Genomic DNA, 17,710 nt, shown 5'->3' with positions numbered 1-17,710 from the left:
AGCACAGCGTGGTATTCAGCAGAGCGCCGAACCGGCATCTGCACCGCACGGACCCGGTGAAGGAGATGACGTGACCGCACAACGCACCGACGGCAGAGCCAGCCGCTGGGACCGTCACCGCGCCGACCGTCGCGAACTCATCCTCGCCGCCGCCCTCGCGGCCGTGCAGGCCCAAGGCGCCTCGGTCGGCGTCCAGGAGATCGCCGATCTGGCCGGCGTCCCACGCTCGGTGCTGTACCGCCTGTTCAAAGACCGCCAAGACCTCGATGAGCAGCTGCGCACCCGCATCATCGACGACCTGATGGCGGTACTCGCCCCCACCCTGAACCCCGAGGGCACCGTCACCGAGGCGATCGCGCGTTCCGTCGACGCCTACGTGGGCTGGATCGCGACCAATCCGCGCCTGCATTACTTCCTCGGCGCCGGATCCGGTGCCAGTAAGGATCACAACTCGCCGATCGTATCCGGGACCAAGATCGCCATCGCGGGTACCGTGCGCGAGGTGTTCGAAAGCGCGCTGCGGGCACAGTCCGCACCGGTGGCGGTGGCCGAACCGATGTCGTTCGGCCTGGTGAGCTTCGTCGACGGCAGTGTGAACCGGTGGTTGAGCCGGTCGATGCAGCCGATGGACGCGGCGGAACTGTCGTCCTACCTGCAGATCGCCATCTGGGCGATCATCGACGCCAGTCTGCGTGAGGTCGGCGTCACGCTCGATCCGCGCACGTCGATCGCCGAACTGACGGCGCAAAATTAGATGTAACACGCAGTAGCGTCAACCCTTGTGTGGTACCGCTGGTACCACTAAACTGGGTAGTGGAACCGCACCGAGGAGACACCGATGACGCTGTCCAGCTACCACGAGGTCCTGCAGAGCCTGTCCGAAGGCTCGGTGACCAAACACTTCGATCCCTACGTCGACATCGACTGGGACTCGCCCGAGTTCGCCGTGCATTCCGACGACCCGCGCTGGATCCTGCCCGAGGTGGACCCGCTCGGCCGTCACCCCTGGTACAAAGCCCAGCCTGTCGAGAAGCGGATCGCGATGGGACTGTGGCGCCAAGCCTGCATCGCGAAGGTCGGCATCGACTTCGAACAGCTGCTCATCCGTGGGCTCATGCAGTACCTGCCGTCGGTGCCCAACGGTGATCCGGAATTCCGCTACATCACCCACGAGGCTGCCGAAGAGTGCAACCACACGATGATGTTCCAGGAGATGATCAATCGCATCGGCTATCGCGATGTGATCGGCATGGGCTCGGTCGATCGTAAGCTCACGTTGATCATCTGGCCGGCGGTGAAGTTCTTCCCCGGATTCTTCTTCGCCCTGGTGCTCGGTGGCGAGGAGCCGATCGATCACCTGCAGAAGGCGTTGCTGCGCAGCGGCACCGACCCACATCCGATGGTGCACCGGGTGATGGAGATCCACGTGGCCGAGGAGGCCCGGCACATCTCGTTCGCGCACGAATATCTTCGGATCAACGTGCCCACGATGAACGTCGTGTCGAAAACCGTCCTGTCCGTGGCCTTCCCGATCATCATGCGGGTAATGCTGGCGATGATCGCGACACCACCGAAGGAGTTCGCCGAGAAGTTCGGGATTCCGGGCGAGGTGATGCGAGACGCGTACTGGCGCAACGAGCACTCGCGCCATATCAAGCGGGATGTGTTCACCGATGTCCGCGCGCTCGCGACCGACATCGGCCTGATGAATCCTGTCGCCAAGCGCGTCTGGCAGCTGCTCGGTATCGACGGACCGGTGTCGCGCTACCGCAGCGAGCCCGCGCGCAGGACCGCATGAGGGCCGAAAGCTGGTCCGCGCCCACGGCCGCCGTGCTCCCGGACAAGGATCCTTTCTTCGCGCCGAGGCCCGGGTTCGAGACCCTTGCCGAGGGCACGATCCTGCGTTCGCGGCCGGTCGAGCTCGCCGCGTTCGGTGTAATCGGCATGAAGGTGCGGGCCTGGCAGCTGCTGTATCGCACGACCGATCTCCACGGCATGCCCGAGGCGTCCGTCACCACCGTGGTGGCGCCGAGGGGCGGTGTCGCGCCCGGTGCCCCACTGCTGTCGTTCCAGTGCGCGATCGACGCCATCTCGCCGCGGTCGTTTCCGTCCTACGCGTTGCGGCGCGGCTCTCGCGCCGTCGGTACCTTCGTGCACGTCGAACAGCTGTGTTTCGCCGATGCGCTGGCCAGGGGTTGGGCGATCTCGATTCCGGATCACGAAGGCATGCTCGGCGCATGGGGAGCGCCGCGTGAACCGGGCTACCGCGCACTCGACGGCATCCGCGCGGCCCTGGCCTTCGAGCCCGGCGGTCTCGACCCGCAGGCGCAGGTCGGGCTGTGGGGGTACTCGGGCGGCGGGCTGGCCACGGCGTGGGCCGCGGAGATGGCGCCGACCTACGCGCCGGAGCTCGACATCGCAGGCGCTGTGCTCGGCTCCCCGGTGGGCGATCTGGTCTCGACCTTCCATCGCCTCAACGGCGGGCTGCACGCGGGCTTGCCGACCCTCGTCGTCGCCGCGCTGCGCCGGGTGTATCCGGCGTTCGAGGACCTCGTCGCCACCCATTTCAGCGACGAGGGTCGCGCGGTACTCGACAAGGCCGCCGAGTCGACGACCGCCGCCGCGGTGCTGCGGTTGGCCCGCTACAACGTCGACCGGCACAGCGGCACCCCGATCGCCGAGTTGCTCGCCATGGAGGCGATGTTGGCCGTCTTCGCCGATCTCACGCTGGGGGACCGGGCGCCCTCGGTGCCGCTGCTGGTGGTGCAAGCCGTGCACGACCAGATCATCGCGGTGGACGATATCGACGCGCTGGTGCAGCGCTACCGCGAGCAGGGCGCGCACGTGACCTACCTGCGCGATCGGGCGAGCGAGCACATCTCGCTGCTGCCGCTGTCGACGCCGCTGAGCTTGAACTGGCTCGACGACCGATTCACCGGCGTCGCGGTGACACCGTCGCAGACCCGGACGGTGCGCAGCGTGCTCGCGCTGCCCGCGGGCCGTCGGGGGTTCGGCGCCCTCGCGCGGGTCGTGCTCCGGGTCCTCTTCGGGCGGCCCATCACGGCCTCGTCGGCCGGTCACGGCAGGGAGCGCACGGGGAGCAAGGCTCGTCACGCAGCCTGAAGCAACAACTTACTCGCTGGTAAGATAGGAAATAGTGGGTCTGCCGGCAGGCAGTAACTGGTGAGGTAAGGGGTTTACCGATGGGGATCGTTGCCGATCTGCCGCGCGCGGTGCGCAATGTGTGGTCGGTGTCGTTCGGTGGTGGACTCGAGTCCTACCGCCCCGCACCGTCGACGACGGTGTACGACGGCGCACACCGGCACTTGAAGCGCTACGACCGCACCACGCGGGCGAAGGGCAATCCGGTGCTGCTGGTGCCGCCGCTCGCGGTGACCACGGCCTGCTTCGACCTGCGGCCCGGGCAGAGTCTGGTGCGCTTCCTGCTCGACCAGGGCAGGCAGCCCTACGTCATCGACTACGGCGAATTCGGTTACGCCGACCGCGATCTCGGCCTCGAGGACTGGACCGAGGACATCCTGCCCGAGGCGATCGCGCGGGTCAGTGCGGAACACGACGGCCGTGGCGTCGACATCATCGGCTGGTCGCTGGGTGGTGTGCTCGCGCTGCTGACCGCGGCCGCCCACGCCGACCTGCCGATCGCCTCCATCACCTGCCTGGCCGCGCCGATCGACCAGGCCCGCACCGCGTTCCTGATCCCGCTGCGTTTGATCGCCAAGGTCACCGGTGGTCGCGAGATGGCCGTGGCGACCAAGGTGATGGGCGGCATCCCGCAGGAATTCGTGCGGCTCGGCTTCCGGATCCAGGCCTTCGACCGCGAGCTCGCCAAACCGATGTTCCTGGCCCGCAACGCCTTCGACACCGAAGCGCTGGCCAGGATGGAGGCCACCGACCGGTTCATGGCCACCATGCCCGGCTACCCGGGCCGCTCGTACTGGCAGATCTATCGCAGCCTGGTGCTGCGCAACGAACTCGCCGGCGGGTCGATCCGACTGCGCTCGGATCTGGTGATCGAACTGTCGAAGGTCACCTGCCGGGTGTTGCTGGCGGGCAGCCCCAGCGACGTGGTGGTGCCCGCCGCCTCGGTGCGCCGCGGCCTCGATGTTCTGCCCAACGCCGCCGAGGTGGAGTTCGTGGAGGTCAGCGGCGGACACCTCGGACTGGTTTCCGCCGCCGACACCACCTGGCCCGCGATCGAGGAGTTCCTCGGCCGCTGACCCGCGCCGACGTCTGTGCCCGCGGAATTTCGGCCGCTCCACCAAACCGCGGGCCGGTGCAGTCCGAACCTCTCTTCATGCCTCACGTCCGCCGTGGGGTGACCCGCACTGATTCGAGCAGTGCATCCGGTAGACGAGAGGTTCGCGCTGGTGAGAAGAACACGTCGATCGATCCGTACGGCTGCGGTGAGCGCCGCGCTGGTGAGCGCGCTGGCCTCGGCCGGGCTGACGCTGCCTGCGAGCGTCGCTGTCGCCCAACCCGGGACGGCCGGGGTGGTCTCGGCAGTCGATATCGACAGCAGACGCCAGCTGGTGACCGTCTTCTCGCCCGCGATGGACAAGCCGATTCCGGTGCAGGTGATCCGTGCCGCCGATACCGAGAACCCGCGGCCGACGATGTATCTGCTCAACGGTTCCCAGGGCGGCCCGAATCAGAGCGGCTGGGACGCGCAGACCGACGCCGTGAGTTTCCTGCGTGACAAAGACGTCAACGTCGTGACCCCGGTCGGCGGCGCCAGCTCCTACTACACCGACTGGGTGCGCGACGACGCGGTGCTCGGCCGCAACAAATGGCAGACGTTCCTCAACGAGGAGTTGCCGTCGGTGATCGAGGGGTTCCTCCGGGCCGACGGCAATCGCGCCGTGGTCGGTGTGTCGATGAGCGGCACCTCGGTGCTGAACCTCGCGATCGCCAAGCCCGGCTTCTGGAACAGCGTGGCGTCCTTCAGCGGTTGCGCGCAGACCTCGGACCCCATCGGCCAGGAATTCGTCCGGATCACGGTCGAGAACTGGGGTGGCGGGCAGAGCATCGAGAACATGTGGGGCCCACGCAACGGTCCCCTGTGGCGTGCCAATGATCCGCTCGTCAACGCCGAAGGGCTGCGCGGCACCCAGGTCTATCTGAGCACCGGCACCGGGATCCCCGGCGCACCCCACGACACGCCGGCGGACGCGCGTGTCCAGGACGGCAGGATCCCGCTCCCGGTCCAGCTCGCCTTCGGCGGCCCCATCGAGGCGGCAGTGCACTTCTGCACCGTCAACCTCGCCAACCGGCTGCGCGAGTTGAACATTCCGGTCACGCTGGACGAACGCCCTGTCGGCACACACTCCTGGGGATACTGGGAGGACGACCTCCGCTCGTCGTGGCCCTTCCTGGCGCAGTCGGTGGGCAGCCGGACGAACTGAGCGCACGGCGTCACCGAGCATCGCGAACCATCGATAGCCCAGCGCGGCAACGGATCCCGATGACCTGTTCCAGGGTCATCGGGACCACCTTCGTCACGGCGACGGGGTATCAGGCCTTCGTGGCGACTACCAGCACGTTCTTGCCGAACAGCTTGCCGGTGACGGCCTGCAGGAGCTTGCTGAGCGGGAACACCACGCGGTCGTAGAGCTTCAGCGCTCGTGTGTTGATCGTGCCGTCGTCGCTGCCGGCGAACTTGTAGGCCAGGGTGGCGAAGAAGCCGATCGGGTCGCAGTAGCGCGACTCCACGATCTCCAGACCCGCGTTACGGAGAATGCGGTTGAGCTGAGTTCGGCGATAACGCCGGTAGTGCCCGACTTTGGTGTCCATCGAGGTGAACAGCACCTCGAGCGCGGGCACATAGATCACCAGCGTCCCCCCGGGCCGCAACAGCGAGGTCAGGTGTTCGGACGCTTCCTGGTCGTTCTTGATGTGCTCGAAAACGTTGAAAGAATAGATCAGACCGTACATTTCGGCTTCGGACGGCTCGGCCTCGCAATCGACGACCTTGTAGCCTTTCGACAGCAGCAGCTTCTGCAGCTCGGCGTCGGGTTCGAGACAATCCGGGATGATCTGCCGCTCGGCCAGCATATCGGCGTAGGTGCCCCGACCGGCACCGAAGTCCAGTATGCGCAGGTCCGGCGACGTGACATGTTTATCTACGCAGTCGATCAGAAATTTGTTGTAATTGACCGCTTCGGTCATCGCCTCCAGGTTGTCACACCCGGTGTACGCGAATTCACTGCTGGTCACGCTTGATCCCCTCAATGCATCGATGGGCGGCAATGGCGGTCAGCGTAGTCCGACTACATTGCGGTGCCACGACATCGGGCAACATTGTCCGCGCCTCGGTCGGCGTCAGCGGCGGGGTGGCCGTGGCGAGGGAGGCCGGAAGGGGTGAGCGGTTGCGGGTTCGGCGCACCGGGCGCGGTGCTCGCGCCCGGTGCGCCGAACCTGTGTCTGCGCCATCATGGTGGTGTCGTCAGTCCGGCCGATCGAAACGGCGGCGGTCGGTCATCGTGGTCAGCGCGACCGGCCCGGTCCAACCACAGGGTGAGTCGCACATTCCGGTCACGATCGCGGTGGTCGATCCGTCGCTGTAATAGACGGTGTGCGTGCTGGCCCGCGCCGGATAGCCGCACGACGGGCACTTCCCGAAGTAATCGAGCACCTCGCGAATCCCGGACGCCGACACCGGTTTCGGCGTCCATGGCGGTGCTTCCGCGCGTTCGACTGAACTGTCTCGCATCGTCGGTTCGCTCCATCGTCGCGATGACGATGGGTCCGTCGTCGCGTCGATTCGAGACAAGAGCCTTTCAGTAGTGCTGGGCTCCGGGCGTGCACGGGCTCGCCGAACCCGTCAATGTCGCCACATCGCAGACTCCGCCGGTCAGGATCTGAAACGGAGTGACGCCGAGCAGGGCGATCAACCCGATGATGTCACCTTGCCCGGCCAGCACTGCGGCCGAGTTGGCCGCTGCCGAACCCGAGTCGGCTGCCGATGAGCCTGTTTCGGCTACCGCGGTGCCCGCCGCGGCTCCGACGAGACCGGCTACCGCGACCGAGGCCGCGGCGATACGAAGAGTGTTGCGCATTGTGTGCTCCTTGCTGGGGAGTGGGAACTCCCTGGAAGTGGGTCGGTGCAGAATTACGGCGACAGATCAGCGCGGCGGCTTGCTCATATCGCGGTTCATCGTCGGGAGTTCGATGCTGATCGGCATGCGCAGTTCGGACAGATAGATCAGGGCGGCCTTGCGCAAGAACTCGTCGAGGAGCCAGTAGGGATCCTCGAGCGGCGGGACCACGCTGAGCGCGCCCTCGCGCACGGCGATGAACGGACCCCATGCAACCTGGAGCAGGGGATCCCAGACCGGTTCCCGCGGAATCGAGAGCCCGTCGGCGGTCTTGTCGCCGAGCAGGAAACGAGTGAACGCGCCGAGCACCGGCTTGCTCAGAATCGACAGATCGATGTTGGCGCCCAGGCTGAGGAGCCGATCGGCCAGCTTGGCGCCCTCCGGCGTCGGCGCGATGATGGGGTCGAGGATTTGTGCCGCTTGGGCATTGGCGTCGGGCCATGACTTGGGGATGTATTCGTCGCGTACGCCCAGCAGGTGCCCGGCGACCTGCCAGGAGTGCAGGAACGCGTCCGATTCGTGTGCCGGGATCGGCACTTTCCAGGAATTGAGGTGCTTCATCACGGTTGTCGGCAGGCTGTGCCAGGTGACCATGATGTCGTTCTGGCTGATCGGTTTGTCCTCTTCCGCGGAGTGCACCCAGTGCGGGGACTGCGGCAACAGGTGACGCACCGCCGCGTGCACCAGTCGGGTTTTGACGCAGGTGACGATCATTTCCCCGTCGGGGGCATAAGCATTCGCGCTACCGATGTCGTAACCGAGTTTCGCGGTTTTGGTGATGCGGTCTTTGAGATCGTGGCCGCCCTTGGAGTAATAGACCGCGCGCGCCTCTTTCGGGATGACGGTGCTCATCATGCCGCTGGCGAACCCGTAGAGGACACCGAGATACAGTCCGCGTTTCTTGTTGAACGCGATCGCGGTATCCAACTTGCCGGTGTCGGTCCACTGCGGCAGTCGGCGGGCGTACTCCATGAAGTCGCGCAACTCCGAGGGCAAGCCGGCAGGCAGCGCCTGACCGTTCTTGGTCCAGGTCCGCAACAGTTCGTTGATCTTGGGAACTTCGCCTCGGTCGACGAGTCCGGCGACGAGTTCGTCGGCTTCGGGATCCCAGACCGTCAACGGGTCGACGCCGGAACCGGATCCGGCCACCGATCCTTCCGGCGACCACGTCCACGGATCTGCCCGTGCGATCGCACCCAATCCGATGGTGCCGACAACGCCGAGCATTCCGCCGGCCTTCAGCGCATTGCGCCTATTGAGTCTATCCATGACATTACTCCTCATTGAGCACGTTCAGACTCCCAGGCCGCAGCGCGAGTACTCGATCCTCTTCACTGAATCAGCCTAGAATAGTGAGTAACTTAACAGGCAGTGACCGCTGTGTCCACGTTATGCGGATTGACGCCGGATGGCGGTTCGGTCGTAGAGAGGGGGAGGTGGGGTTGAACCCTCAATAGAAGGCTGTGACCTGCACACTTTTTCATTCGGTAGGGCGTGTCCGCAGCTCGAGTGTGGTCACCGACTGATGGACTCAGAGTTGCGGGATGGTGAGTAACTTAGCTGGACAGCGCACTCGGGATCGAGATCGTCGGCTCCGGTTGTTGGGCCCCCGCTTCAGTTGCTCGCTGGCTGATGTAGAAGCGGTCAGCACTGTATAGGGGCGTGTACGTGTGGATGGTCGAGTCCTGAGCTGCTTCCCTGTACGGCCGATCTGTCGGAGGGCGTCGATTGAGCGCGTGAGATAGCGGCGGAAACTATCAGGAATTCGCAGTAACATAGCGTCAAAGATCCGATGCTTCGCCGCGCATCCCGGATCTTGAGCCGGCCAACCGCCTGTGCGAGAATCATGGCTAACTTATTGGACCTGTCGCCGACCGGTGGCGACAGCGCGTGAGGAGTCAAAGATGTCCGCTCTCGTCGTCGACGTACTTCGACCACCGTCTGGCTGGAGAACTCGCGGTGGGGGACCGTCACCGGTGGGCTCCGCGGCCCTGCTCGTCGATGTGTTCGGCGAGCCGGCCGATCTTTGCCGCTCGATGATCGTGGCGTCGGCTGACGCGGGATCGGCGCAGCGATGAGCTACCGGCGTTGTGCCCTGATCACCGGCGGTTCGCGAGGGATCGGCGCGGAGGTCGCGCGGCGTCTGGCCGAACTCGGCTACGACCTCACGCTCGCCGCCCGCGATGGAGCGGTCCTGGACAGCACTGCTGAAGAGCTGCGCACCGACCACGGTGTGGACGTAGTGACGGTGATTGCGAACATGAACGATCCCGAACAGTTGCTGCGCCTCGCCGACACGCACGCCGACCGGTTCGGTCGCCTGGACGTCTTGGTGCACTGCGCCGGCACCGGTACCGCCGGTCCGGTAGCGACGATGAGCGCCGCCGGCTACCACCGCATGTTCGACATCAACGTTCGCGGTCCCCTGACTCTTGTTCAGCATTGCCTGCCATTGCTGCGCGAGACGGCGAAGGGCAACCCCGGCGCAGGTGCGAAAATCGTTGCGCTGGCCTCGATCACCGGTGTCGCGGGGGAGCCGGGCTTGGCCGCCTATGGGGCGTCGAAAGCCGCTCTGGTGTCGCTCTGCGAAACCATTTCGCTGGAGGAATCCGCGAACGGTGTCAGTGCGACAGCTATCTCACCTGGCTATGTCGATACCGATATGACCGCGTGGAAACGCGACGAACTCGACCGCGCGGCGATGCTGACGACCGGGGACATCGCTGAACTGGTGCTGGCCATCACTCGTCTGTCCGCCAACGCCGTCGTTCCCAATATCGTTGTCTCCCGGTCGGGGAGCCAGCTGTGGCGAGCATGATCGACCGCGCATCGCCTGCTGAGCCGGTGGGAACGAGTACGGCTCGATGACCGCGATACGCGGCGAAGTGAGGAATGCGCACATCCTCACCCGCGCGGATCGCGGCGCGGCCCGTGCCCGTCGCCGAGAGGTCGTCATCCGCGCCGCACGTGACGTCTTCGTCGATCATGGTTTCCACGGCGCCAGCATGGAAGAGATCAGCGTCAGGGCCCAGGTGAGCAAACCGGTGCTCTACAACCACTTCACGGGCAAGGTTGACCTGTATTCCACTGTGCTGCAACGCTATCTGGACCACATGGTCGGTGGGCTGCGTGATGCGCTCCGGACGACCGCCGGGTACGAGAACAAGGTGCGGCGCACGGTCTCGGCCTATTTCGACTTCGTCGACGAGGACAACGGTGCGGGATACACGCTCGTTTTCGACACTCCGGTTCCGAGTGAGCCGAGCGTCGAGGGTCGGGTACGGATGGCGATGGCCGAATGTGCGGCGCTGGTCGGTGTCGAACTCGCCGCGGTGGGGATGGATCCCTACCGTGCCCGGGCTTGCGCATTCGGTCTCGTCGGCGCCAGCCACCTGGCGGCCCGCTACTGGTTCGACGCCGGTCGCCCGATTCCCAAGATCGACGCGGTCGACACCACCGTTGCGCTGTTCTGGACAGGACTGTCCGGAACAGGGTAGTGCGAATACCGGTGGGGTCGACGAAGTCGCCGCGGCGATCCGGGAAGCGTCCGAGGATCTGGCCCCGATGCACCGTGTGTGTCTGCTCAGATCAGATTCTTGCCCTGAGATCTACGCTCACGCATGTCGTCCAGGTAGCGCTCGAAGGGCTGAGCTCGCCAAGTGTCCGGCAGCACCTCGAGCAGTCGGCCGAGCGTCCGCATCGCGATTTCGAACACTCGTTGCTTGCGCGGGCTCCATGGCAGGCCCAACTCGTCGCGGAACTGCTGTGGCAGAAACCCGGTGGTGAAGAAGCGATTCGCCCGACCGAACGCGACGCGCACGCTTCGACGCCATGCCGCCAACTCGACAACGTAGTTGAGCAGGTAGGTGCGGACTTCGTCGTCGAAGGACAGATCGCCGAGCATCGAGTCCCAGTACCGATCGAAGGCCGCGCGGTCGGCCGGCCACAGTTCGGCCGGCATCTGCAAGGTTGTTCCGAATCTGGCGGCATCGCGATACATCTCGTCGGCATCCTGCTCGTTCATCCCGCCGAAGAGCAGGTTCACCGTATCCAGGACTCCTCGGTACAGGCAGGCGGCTACCCACAGTTGCAGTTGAGGGTCGAAGGCGTTGTACCGAACAGGGCTGTGTGGTCCCGAGCGCACCTGCCGGTGCGCGGAGCCCACCGCGGCACGGTATGCCGCCTGATCTTCGTCTGTGCCGATCATCGCCACCGCGAGGTAGGTGAGCGTGGTACGACCGCGCTTGGCTGGTCGTGTCGCGTAACTGCCTGATTCGACAACACTTTCCACCACGCCGCGTCCCACCGGGGGCAGGCTCAGCTGCATGATCACGTTCGCCGGGCCGCCCAGCAGCGCGCCGGCACCGTTGAGGTAGCGGTGTCTGCGCGCGATGTCGCCCGAGACATCCTGCGGCCGACCAGCTTTTGCTGAACGGGTCATGGCCGGCCTCCGAATCGAAAGGATGAGAGATTCATGCGCTCATGTTCTCACCGAGCCCGGGGCCTCCACAATGCTTTTCGGCGATTAAGTTACTAATGATTCCGGCGAGGTCTACGATCGCCATCGGCTGTCGGTGCGCAGATTCCGATCGCTGGCCCCCCAGTACCCGAACACTTCGGAGGTGTCCATGTCGGTGATCCCGAGCATGTCAGCGGCCCTGGTCGCAACGATGGCCGACGGCTTGGCTGCCGTCGGAGTGCTGCGCAGAAGCGGCGCGATCGAACTTCAGCACCCGCTGGAGCTGCTGCGTACCGCCAGGGATGCGACAGTGCTCGGTCCGGTCGTCACCGCGTTCGCGCACGCGGCTCGCCGCAACGGCGCCGCGACGGCCATCGTCGACGAGCTGGGGCCGCTGACGTTCGCGGAGCTCGATCGTAGGTCGAATGCGGTGGCCAACGGCCTTGCCGCGCGGGGGATCGCGAGTGGCACTGTGCTGGCCGCGCTGTGCCGGGATCATCGGGGGATGGTCTTGTCGCTGCTCGCCGCGGGCAAGCTGGGCGCGCGCATCGTGTTGCTCAATACGGGAATGGCGGGCCCGCAGTTGGTGTCGGTGACCGAACGCGAAAACGTGGGTGCGATCCTGCTCGACGCCGAGTTCCTTCACCGCTTCGAAGATCTTCCGAAGAAGTTACCGACTATTCTGACCTTGGACGACGGTTGGGTGGACCACGGGCAGCCCACGCTGGACGATGTCCGAGCGGGCCAGCACACCAGACCGCCGGTGAGCCCCAAGCAGCCCGGCGGGATCGTGGTACTGACCAGCGGCACGACCGGAACACCGAAAGGTGCGCCGCGAGGCAAGGTGTCGCCCTTGCAATCGGCGCAGTTCCTCGACCGGATCCCCTTGCCGACGGCGAGTACGACCGTGCTCGCGGCGCCGGCGTTCCACGGCACCGGTCTCTCGCAGCTGATTCTCGGTTGGGCGCTGGGAAGCGCGATCGTCTTGCAGCAGCGCAGATTCGACCCGCGACGCACGCTGGCCGATATCGAACACCATAGGGCGGGAACGTTGGTGCTGGTACCAACGATGTTGCAGCGCATCGTCGATCTGGGCGAGTCCGTGCTGGCCGAATACGACACCTCCTCGCTCAAGGTGATCTTCGCGGCCGGATCCGCCATCTCGCCCGACCTGAGCAGGCGCACGGCGCTGGCGTTCGGTGAGGTGCTCTACAACCTGTATGCCTCGACGGAGGTCGCGGTGGCAGCCGTCGCCACACCCGGCGATATGCGGGAAGCGCCCGGCACCGTGGGTCGTCCACCTGTGGGCTGCCGGGTCGCGATCTACGATGACGACCGCCGCCGGATCACCGAACCGGGCGTGGTCGGCACCATATTCGTCGCCAGCGCACTGAGTTTCGGCGGCTATACCGACGGCACGGGCAAGGAGATCGTCGACGGAATGCAGTCCAGTGGCGATGTCGGTCATTTCGATGCGGCGGGAAGACTGTTCATCGATGGTCGAGACGACGACATGATCGTCTCCGGCGGAGAGAACGTCTTTCCGCTCGAGGTCGAAAACCTGCTCGTAGAACGACCCGACATTCTCGAGGCTGCGGTCGTGGGGGTGGACGATCGCGACTTCGGAAAACGTCTGCGCGCGTTCGTCGTGCCCGCGCCGGGTGCGTCGTGCGACGCGCAACAGGTGAAGGATTACGTCAAAGCGAACCTCGCGCGACACAAAGTCCCTCGGGATGTGGTGTTCGTAGACGAGTTGCCACGCAATGCCACCGGCAAACTGCTTCGTCGCAAGCTCGAGAGCGCCGATCCACAATGAGATCCGGGTCGCGGCTTCTTCTGTGCGTCCGGTCTGGTCACGGCGAGGTGGGTGACTCCCGAGACGTGGCGATGTCACCCGCCAACGGTGCGACCGCGCCGATCACGTGGTCCGTGAGATCGCGATCGAGCCCGGCTGCGCTGAGCGCATCGGTGAGATGGCCTGCGACCAGGTTGAAATGGTCTACGGTGATGCCGCGACCACGATGCACGGCTCGCATGGAAACGCCGACGTAGGGCACCGGTCCGCCGAGTAGTGCGGCGAAGAATTCGACCTGCCGGCCCTTCGTTCGAGTGAGGTTGGTGCCGGCGAAGAACGGCGACAACCGCTCATCGGCGAGGATGCGTCGGTAGAGATCGTCGACGACCGTCTCCAGGGCGCCGCGACCGCCGATCCGCTCGTAGAGCGGCACGTTGTTGTGCGATGCATCGGGATCGTTGTCCGGCGCAGGGGTACTGCGTCGATCCGGTTCGTCCATGGTGGGAGTCCTCGTTTCGCGAACATCACCGATGGGGTGGCCGGTGACAGTGCCTGAGGTGTTCGTCTTGCATGAATTGTCGGTAACTTAGCTCTTTGGGGGTGGGATGTCTCGGATTTGGCGCAGTCCGTTCGTGAAGTCCCGTGCAGCGGTCTGTCCGGCGGCGTCCGGTCTACATGCAGTTCAGATAACCGAGTTGGCGCCGCTACCAGCACGTCGGCGCTCGGGCTGATGCGGTCGAGGCGCCGTCACTCGACGAATTCGGCCCTGGATCGAGCTGGAATAGGCATTAACATAATCTTGTGTTGGAGTCTTCGGCGTGGGAGACTACTTGCCAGCCATCGCTGCCGTGAGGCGACGTTGAACGCAGTGAGGAAGTCAAAGATGACTACCGACTATTCACCCAGAATCGATTCCGCGCGGCCCCGTGCGGCCACGGCCGAGTCCTCCATCAGAGTGCGGGCGCTCGCCGACGAGTTGGTCTCCCGAATGCGGGAGAGCATGGCTGCGCGCCTCGGCGGCGTCGACGGCGGTGCCCCGGCCGCCATTGATGTGCTACCGGGCACTGCCCTGGCCACACTGCCGGCCCGTAGACGCGGCGATACCGTTCGACACCGCACCGCCGGGCCGCCGCGAGCGCGTACCGAGGTGCCCGGCGAAGTGATCGATCAGGCGATCGGTCAGGGTTTCACAACGAGTTTGGAGCTGATCGCCTCGAGTGTGGTCGGCACCGACGAGCAGAAGCTCTCGGTCGTCCGCCAATTGGCGACCGAAATGCTGGACAGCGTGACGGCCGCGATATCACTCGCGTACACCGACCAGCTCGAGGTCGAGGTCGTCGAGGATCAACGGGCCAGGAACTCCTTGGCGGTTGCGTTGCTCGCCGGGCAGGATACGTCGACGGTGACGCGGTGCAGTGGTTTCGAGGTCGCCGAGAGCTATTCCGTGCTGGCGGTGCATTTTCCGTCCGGTAGCGACGACAGGCCCGACACATTCGTTACACAGATGGATGTCCGGCGAATGATTCGAAATATCCGGGCGGCCCTTGATCGTCATGGGTCGGTGCGCGCGCTGTCGCGGCTCGATGTGCGCGGTGGCATCATTCTTGTTCCGTCAGCCGAGGTCAGGGACCTCGACACGCTGTTGACCGTGCTCTCTGCGGCGGCCGGCGTCGATATGACCGCAACCTGCGCGGAGGCATCGCCGGCGAGAATTCCGGAAACCGTTGATCAGCTGTGCGAGCTCCTGGATCTCGCACAAAGAATGCAGCGCCCACCCGGTCTGTTTCGTTTCGCTGATCTGGCAGTCGAATTCCAGCTCACCAGACCGTCTGCTGTACGACGGCATCTCGATGCGATACTGAACCCGCTCGACGACCATCCGATTCTGATGGAAACCTTGTGCAGGCACCTCGACAACAATCTGAATCGTCGCCGAACCTCGCGACAGCTCAGTGTTCATATGAACACCATCGATTACCGGCTGAAAAGTATCCGCAAACTGACGGGCTTCGATCCTTCGTCGGCCGATGGGCTCTGGTATCTGCAGTCGGCGCTGGTCGTGCGTAAAGCGAACTATCAGGATAAATAGAGTCGGCCGCAGCGCCATCCGTGGGGCGGACATTTCGGAGGGTCGTGGTACTCGGGCACGGGTCGCCACGCGGCGGTGCCATGTGCGCGGAGTTGATCAGCCGCCTGCGCACTGGATCCGTGCAGGCGTTGCCGGCCCCGGCATCGCCGATCATTGTCGCCGGTGGGAATGCTGCCAGGGGATGTATCGACGCGGCGGCCATGGCGTGCCGGCTGATAGATCTCGGAACAATGGCCGAGCGTGTACGTGGCTTCGCCGGGTGTGGACAACACTTTCGGGACCACGCCATCGTGGGCACGGCGCCTGCGAGCGATCGGGGTAGTCGGCGTTGTCGCATCGGTTCCGAGTCCACCATGTCGATACAGGAGGTAAAGATGGGTCAGTTCAGCGTCTGGCATTGGTTGATAGTCGCGGCTGTGTTCGTGCTGTTCTTCGGTGCGAAGCGTATGCCGGATGCCGCCCGCGGGCTGGGGCGGTCGCTACGGATCTTCAAGAGCGAGGTGAGTCGAATGCAGTCCGAGGAAGCGGATTCGGCGAAAGAGCGGTCGGCCCGAGAGAACGTTGGGCTGGCGGCACCGGAGCAGGCGCCGGCGACGCCTTCGCCGAACCAGTGGCTCAGCCGCCGAAAACGCTCTGAGCATTGTGTCGCTACCGAAGTGGGCGACTGTTCACTTCGGTACGCCGATGATGACGAGGGCGGCGATGACCAGAATGATCGTCTCGCTCCACCCGATGTTGCTGAACATCTACGGAGGCTCCGTCACTCTCTCGGGTTGTCGTCGCGGCAGTCCTGGGCGACCATCGCCGACCGCAACTGCCACAGATCCGATGCCCGCGCCGGGTTGAGTCCGGTGAGCCGGGCGATTCGGCGAAGTCGATAGTCAACGGTATTGGTGTGGATATCCATGATCCGCGCGGTCTGCGCCCGATTCAAGTTGTTGGCGATGTGTACCCGCAGTGTCTTCCGCAATTCGGGATATCTTTCCAACGGCGCCAATAATTCACCGAGCAGGGAAAGACCGAGTCCTTGCCGCGAAAGCTGGTACTCCAGTGCGAGTTGGCCGAATCGATAGAGGCCGGGTGCGCATTCGAGTCGCTCGACGACATCGAGCATCTCGTGTGCCGTTTTCGCCGCAGACGCGACGTCGGCGGCGGGCGCGGCGACCACAGCTGCGACGAGTTCGACCTGCGCCGCCCCTGCGAGCGCCTCGACCAGTGAATCGAGTTCGTCCTCGGCCACCGCGTCGGTCGGGATGAGAACGGTCCCACCGTCGATCGACAGCCGGGCCAAACCCTGCCCGTCGCTGTGCTGGGCCAGGGCTTTCCGCACCCTGTGCAGGTAGTGCAAGGCAATTCCCGTGTTCGGGTTCGCGCGCATCGCGATGGCGAGCACCGAGTACGTGTCAGCGATAGGGATGCCGCATCTGCGGGCGGTGACGGGTGTCCACTGTCCGGCCAGCAGGGCGGACGTGAGAGTCCGCTCGGCGTCCTGGCCGAACGTCGCTGCGCCGTGCTCGCCGAGGTACGCGTGGGTGACTGTCAGGCAGAGTTGATCGCTGATCGTCATGGCGATCTGGAATCCATCGATCACAGTTTCGCGAGTGCAATCCTGATATCGGGCGAACAACTGGCCGGCAACTATCCGTATGCCTTCATGGAAACCGCGCAGCACAAGGTCGATGGGTACGCTGTCGCACGCCAATCCGGCGGCGATTGTCGCGAGTTCTCCGAGTTCGTGCGTGATGTCGCATCCCTCCAGCATTCCTTGCGCGATCTCGAGGGCTATCCGGGTGATTGCTCCGATTGTCGATGCCATCGGCGTGCCGGGCGAAATATCGCACTGCGCCACATTGTCGATGAAATGGGAGACGAGTTGATCGGTCAGCGATGCCACATCGTGCAGCGATGGCCGCCGTTCGGCACTGTCGGATGGGATTGTCATCGTTGGTATCCCTTTCCACGCCGACCAGGCGCCGGGATGGGAACCGCTCTGCTCGTCGCATCGCCGTTCGGCTCAGTGGTGAGTAGTGCTGCGGCACGATACTGATGCCGGGCACGAAGTCGGCTGGATAGAGCGGGGCAATAGATGTAGCGGTGAGCAAATAGTCGGGCCGTATCAGGCAGGCGGGTCCGCACGAGCGAACCGGCTACGTCGGCGGTCGCTCGTGCGGGTGCATCATGTTCCGAACAAGCGATGCGGAATGAACAGTAACATCATTCAACGCGATGGCTCTATTGTGTGAATACACAGT

The 17,710-nt window shown here is 64.8% G+C and carries 17 protein-coding genes and 1 pseudogene; 11 read left to right on the top strand and 7 right to left on the bottom strand.

Annotated features, from left to right (window positions below; all coding sequences use genetic code 11):
* The first annotated feature begins 70 nt into the window (after window positions 1–70).
* The 5 genes from ACWFRF_RS01140 (at window position 71) to ACWFRF_RS01120 (ending at window position 5,423) form a co-directional block, all read left to right on the top strand.
* A complete protein-coding gene (locus ACWFRF_RS01140) occupies window positions 71–754 on the top strand; it encodes a TetR/AcrR family transcriptional regulator (RefSeq protein ID WP_378630881.1) in 684 nt (227 codons plus the stop codon).
* Between the two features lie 84 nt (window positions 755–838).
* On the top strand, window positions 839–1,798 hold the full coding sequence (locus ACWFRF_RS01135) for an AurF N-oxygenase family protein (RefSeq protein WP_452448420.1): 960 nt from the start codon (window positions 839–841) through the stop codon (window positions 1,796–1,798).
* A complete protein-coding gene (locus ACWFRF_RS01130; protein WP_452448419.1) occupies window positions 1,795–3,123 on the top strand; it encodes a lipase family protein in 1,329 nt (442 codons plus the stop codon). The genes ACWFRF_RS01135 and ACWFRF_RS01130 overlap by 4 nt, the downstream gene beginning before the upstream one ends.
* A gap of 80 nt (window positions 3,124–3,203) precedes the next feature.
* Window positions 3,204–4,238, top strand: a complete 1,035-nt coding sequence (locus ACWFRF_RS01125; RefSeq protein ID WP_452448418.1) for an alpha/beta fold hydrolase — start codon at window positions 3,204–3,206, stop codon at window positions 4,236–4,238.
* A 150-nt stretch (window positions 4,239–4,388) separates the two neighbouring features.
* Window positions 4,389–5,423 (top strand): alpha/beta hydrolase, encoded by a 1,035-nt coding sequence (locus ACWFRF_RS01120; protein WP_452448417.1) that lies wholly within the window; start codon window positions 4,389–4,391, stop codon window positions 5,421–5,423.
* A gap of 109 nt (window positions 5,424–5,532) precedes the next feature.
* Here ACWFRF_RS01120 and ACWFRF_RS01115 read toward each other — a convergent pair whose 3' ends face one another.
* The 4 genes from ACWFRF_RS01115 to ACWFRF_RS01100 form a co-directional block, all read right to left on the bottom strand.
* Window positions 5,533–6,186, bottom strand: a complete 654-nt coding sequence (locus ACWFRF_RS01115) for a class I SAM-dependent methyltransferase (protein WP_379318251.1) — start codon at window positions 6,184–6,186, stop codon at window positions 5,533–5,535.
* A 277-nt stretch (window positions 6,187–6,463) separates the two neighbouring features.
* A complete protein-coding gene (locus tag ACWFRF_RS01110; RefSeq protein WP_378989817.1) occupies window positions 6,464–6,730 on the bottom strand; it encodes a hypothetical protein in 267 nt (88 codons plus the stop codon).
* A gap of 67 nt (window positions 6,731–6,797) precedes the next feature.
* The gene (locus ACWFRF_RS01105) at window positions 6,798–7,076 is read right to left on the bottom strand and encodes a hypothetical protein (RefSeq protein ID WP_452448416.1); all 279 of its coding nucleotides are present in this window, start codon (window positions 7,074–7,076) and stop codon (window positions 6,798–6,800) included.
* Between the two features lie 66 nt (window positions 7,077–7,142).
* Window positions 7,143–8,384, bottom strand: a complete 1,242-nt coding sequence (locus ACWFRF_RS01100; protein WP_378989820.1) for an oxygenase MpaB family protein — start codon at window positions 8,382–8,384, stop codon at window positions 7,143–7,145.
* An 805-nt stretch (window positions 8,385–9,189) separates the two neighbouring features.
* Here ACWFRF_RS01100 and ACWFRF_RS01095 point away from each other — a divergent pair.
* Together ACWFRF_RS01095 and ACWFRF_RS01090 are read left to right on the top strand one after the other, a co-directional pair.
* Window positions 9,190–9,933, top strand: coding sequence for an SDR family NAD(P)-dependent oxidoreductase (locus ACWFRF_RS01095; RefSeq protein ID WP_379316573.1), 744 nt, complete (start codon window positions 9,190–9,192; stop codon window positions 9,931–9,933).
* Window positions 9,934–9,979: 46 nt separating this feature from the next.
* Window positions 9,980–10,612, top strand: a complete 633-nt coding sequence (locus ACWFRF_RS01090; protein ID WP_452448415.1) for a TetR/AcrR family transcriptional regulator — start codon at window positions 9,980–9,982, stop codon at window positions 10,610–10,612.
* A gap of 86 nt (window positions 10,613–10,698) precedes the next feature.
* Here the strand turns inward: ACWFRF_RS01090 and ACWFRF_RS01085 are convergent, their stop codons facing one another.
* Window positions 10,699–11,556, bottom strand: a complete 858-nt coding sequence (locus ACWFRF_RS01085) for an oxygenase MpaB family protein (protein WP_452448414.1) — start codon at window positions 11,554–11,556, stop codon at window positions 10,699–10,701.
* Between the two features lie 187 nt (window positions 11,557–11,743).
* Here ACWFRF_RS01085 and ACWFRF_RS01080 point away from each other — a divergent pair, with 187 nt between their 5' ends.
* Window positions 11,744–13,390: an acyl-CoA synthetase gene (locus tag ACWFRF_RS01080; RefSeq protein ID WP_452448826.1), complete on the top strand. Its 1,647-nt coding sequence runs from the start codon at window positions 11,744–11,746 to the stop codon at window positions 13,388–13,390.
* Between the two features lie 37 nt (window positions 13,391–13,427).
* Here the strand turns inward: ACWFRF_RS01080 and ACWFRF_RS01075 are convergent, their stop codons facing one another.
* A complete protein-coding gene (locus ACWFRF_RS01075) occupies window positions 13,428–13,868 on the bottom strand; it encodes a group I truncated hemoglobin (RefSeq protein ID WP_379315737.1) in 441 nt (146 codons plus the stop codon).
* A gap of 384 nt (window positions 13,869–14,252) precedes the next feature.
* On the opposite strand from ACWFRF_RS01075, the gene ACWFRF_RS01070 reads away from it, so the two are divergent.
* Window positions 14,253–15,458 carry a PucR family transcriptional regulator gene (locus ACWFRF_RS01070; RefSeq protein WP_452448413.1) on the top strand — a complete coding sequence of 402 codons (1,206 nt, stop codon included), beginning with the start codon at window positions 14,253–14,255 and terminating at the stop codon, window positions 15,456–15,458.
* A gap of 80 nt (window positions 15,459–15,538) precedes the next feature.
* A pseudogene (gene tatA / locus ACWFRF_RS01065) lies at window positions 15,539–15,994 on the top strand (Sec-independent protein translocase subunit TatA); the annotation flags it as partial.
* A 224-nt stretch (window positions 15,995–16,218) separates the two neighbouring features.
* Here tatA and ACWFRF_RS01060 read toward each other — a convergent pair.
* On the bottom strand, window positions 16,219–17,025 hold the full coding sequence (locus ACWFRF_RS01060; protein ID WP_379315741.1) for a PucR family transcriptional regulator: 807 nt from the start codon (window positions 17,023–17,025) through the stop codon (window positions 16,219–16,221).
* Between ACWFRF_RS01060 and ACWFRF_RS01055 the strand changes: the two genes are divergently transcribed.
* A complete protein-coding gene (locus ACWFRF_RS01055; RefSeq protein ID WP_379315743.1) occupies window positions 17,008–17,505 on the top strand; it encodes a hypothetical protein in 498 nt (165 codons plus the stop codon). The genes ACWFRF_RS01060 and ACWFRF_RS01055 overlap by 18 nt on opposite strands.
* Window positions 17,506–17,710 lie beyond the last annotated feature (205 nt).

The sequence above is a fragment of the Nocardia sp. NPDC055165 genome (assembly GCF_053606985.1).
The sequence above is the reverse complement of the archived record's forward strand: the minus strand, read 5'-3'. Positions and strand labels throughout refer to the sequence as shown.

Coding starts and splice junctions, on each gene's coding strand:
- ACWFRF_RS01085 (WP_452448414.1), bottom strand. CDS start 11,556: ATGACCCGTTCAGCAAAAGCTGGTCGGCCGCAGGATGTCTCGGGCGAC.
- ACWFRF_RS01110 (WP_378989817.1), bottom strand. CDS start 6,730: ATGCGAGACAGTTCAGTCGAACGCGCGGAAGCACCGCCATGGACGCCG.
- ACWFRF_RS01135 (WP_452448420.1), top strand. CDS start 839: ATGACGCTGTCCAGCTACCACGAGGTCCTGCAGAGCCTGTCCGAAGGC.
- ACWFRF_RS01095 (WP_379316573.1), top strand. CDS start 9,190: ATGAGCTACCGGCGTTGTGCCCTGATCACCGGCGGTTCGCGAGGGATC.
- ACWFRF_RS01125 (WP_452448418.1), top strand. CDS start 3,204: ATGGGGATCGTTGCCGATCTGCCGCGCGCGGTGCGCAATGTGTGGTCG.
- ACWFRF_RS01100 (WP_378989820.1), bottom strand. CDS start 8,384: ATGGATAGACTCAATAGGCGCAATGCGCTGAAGGCCGGCGGAATGCTC.
- ACWFRF_RS01060 (WP_379315741.1), bottom strand. CDS start 17,025: ATGACGATCAGCGATCAACTCTGCCTGACAGTCACCCACGCGTACCTC.
- ACWFRF_RS01075 (WP_379315737.1), bottom strand. CDS start 13,868: ATGGACGAACCGGATCGACGCAGTACCCCTGCGCCGGACAACGATCCC.
- ACWFRF_RS01070 (WP_452448413.1), top strand. CDS start 14,253: ATGACTACCGACTATTCACCCAGAATCGATTCCGCGCGGCCCCGTGCG.
- ACWFRF_RS01090 (WP_452448415.1), top strand. CDS start 9,980: ATGACCGCGATACGCGGCGAAGTGAGGAATGCGCACATCCTCACCCGC.
- ACWFRF_RS01115 (WP_379318251.1), bottom strand. CDS start 6,186: ATGACCGAAGCGGTCAATTACAACAAATTTCTGATCGACTGCGTAGAT.
- ACWFRF_RS01080 (WP_452448826.1), top strand. CDS start 11,744: ATGTCGGTGATCCCGAGCATGTCAGCGGCCCTGGTCGCAACGATGGCC.
- ACWFRF_RS01105 (WP_452448416.1), bottom strand. CDS start 7,076: ATGCGCAACACTCTTCGTATCGCCGCGGCCTCGGTCGCGGTAGCCGGT.
- ACWFRF_RS01130 (WP_452448419.1), top strand. CDS start 1,795: ATGAGGGCCGAAAGCTGGTCCGCGCCCACGGCCGCCGTGCTCCCGGAC.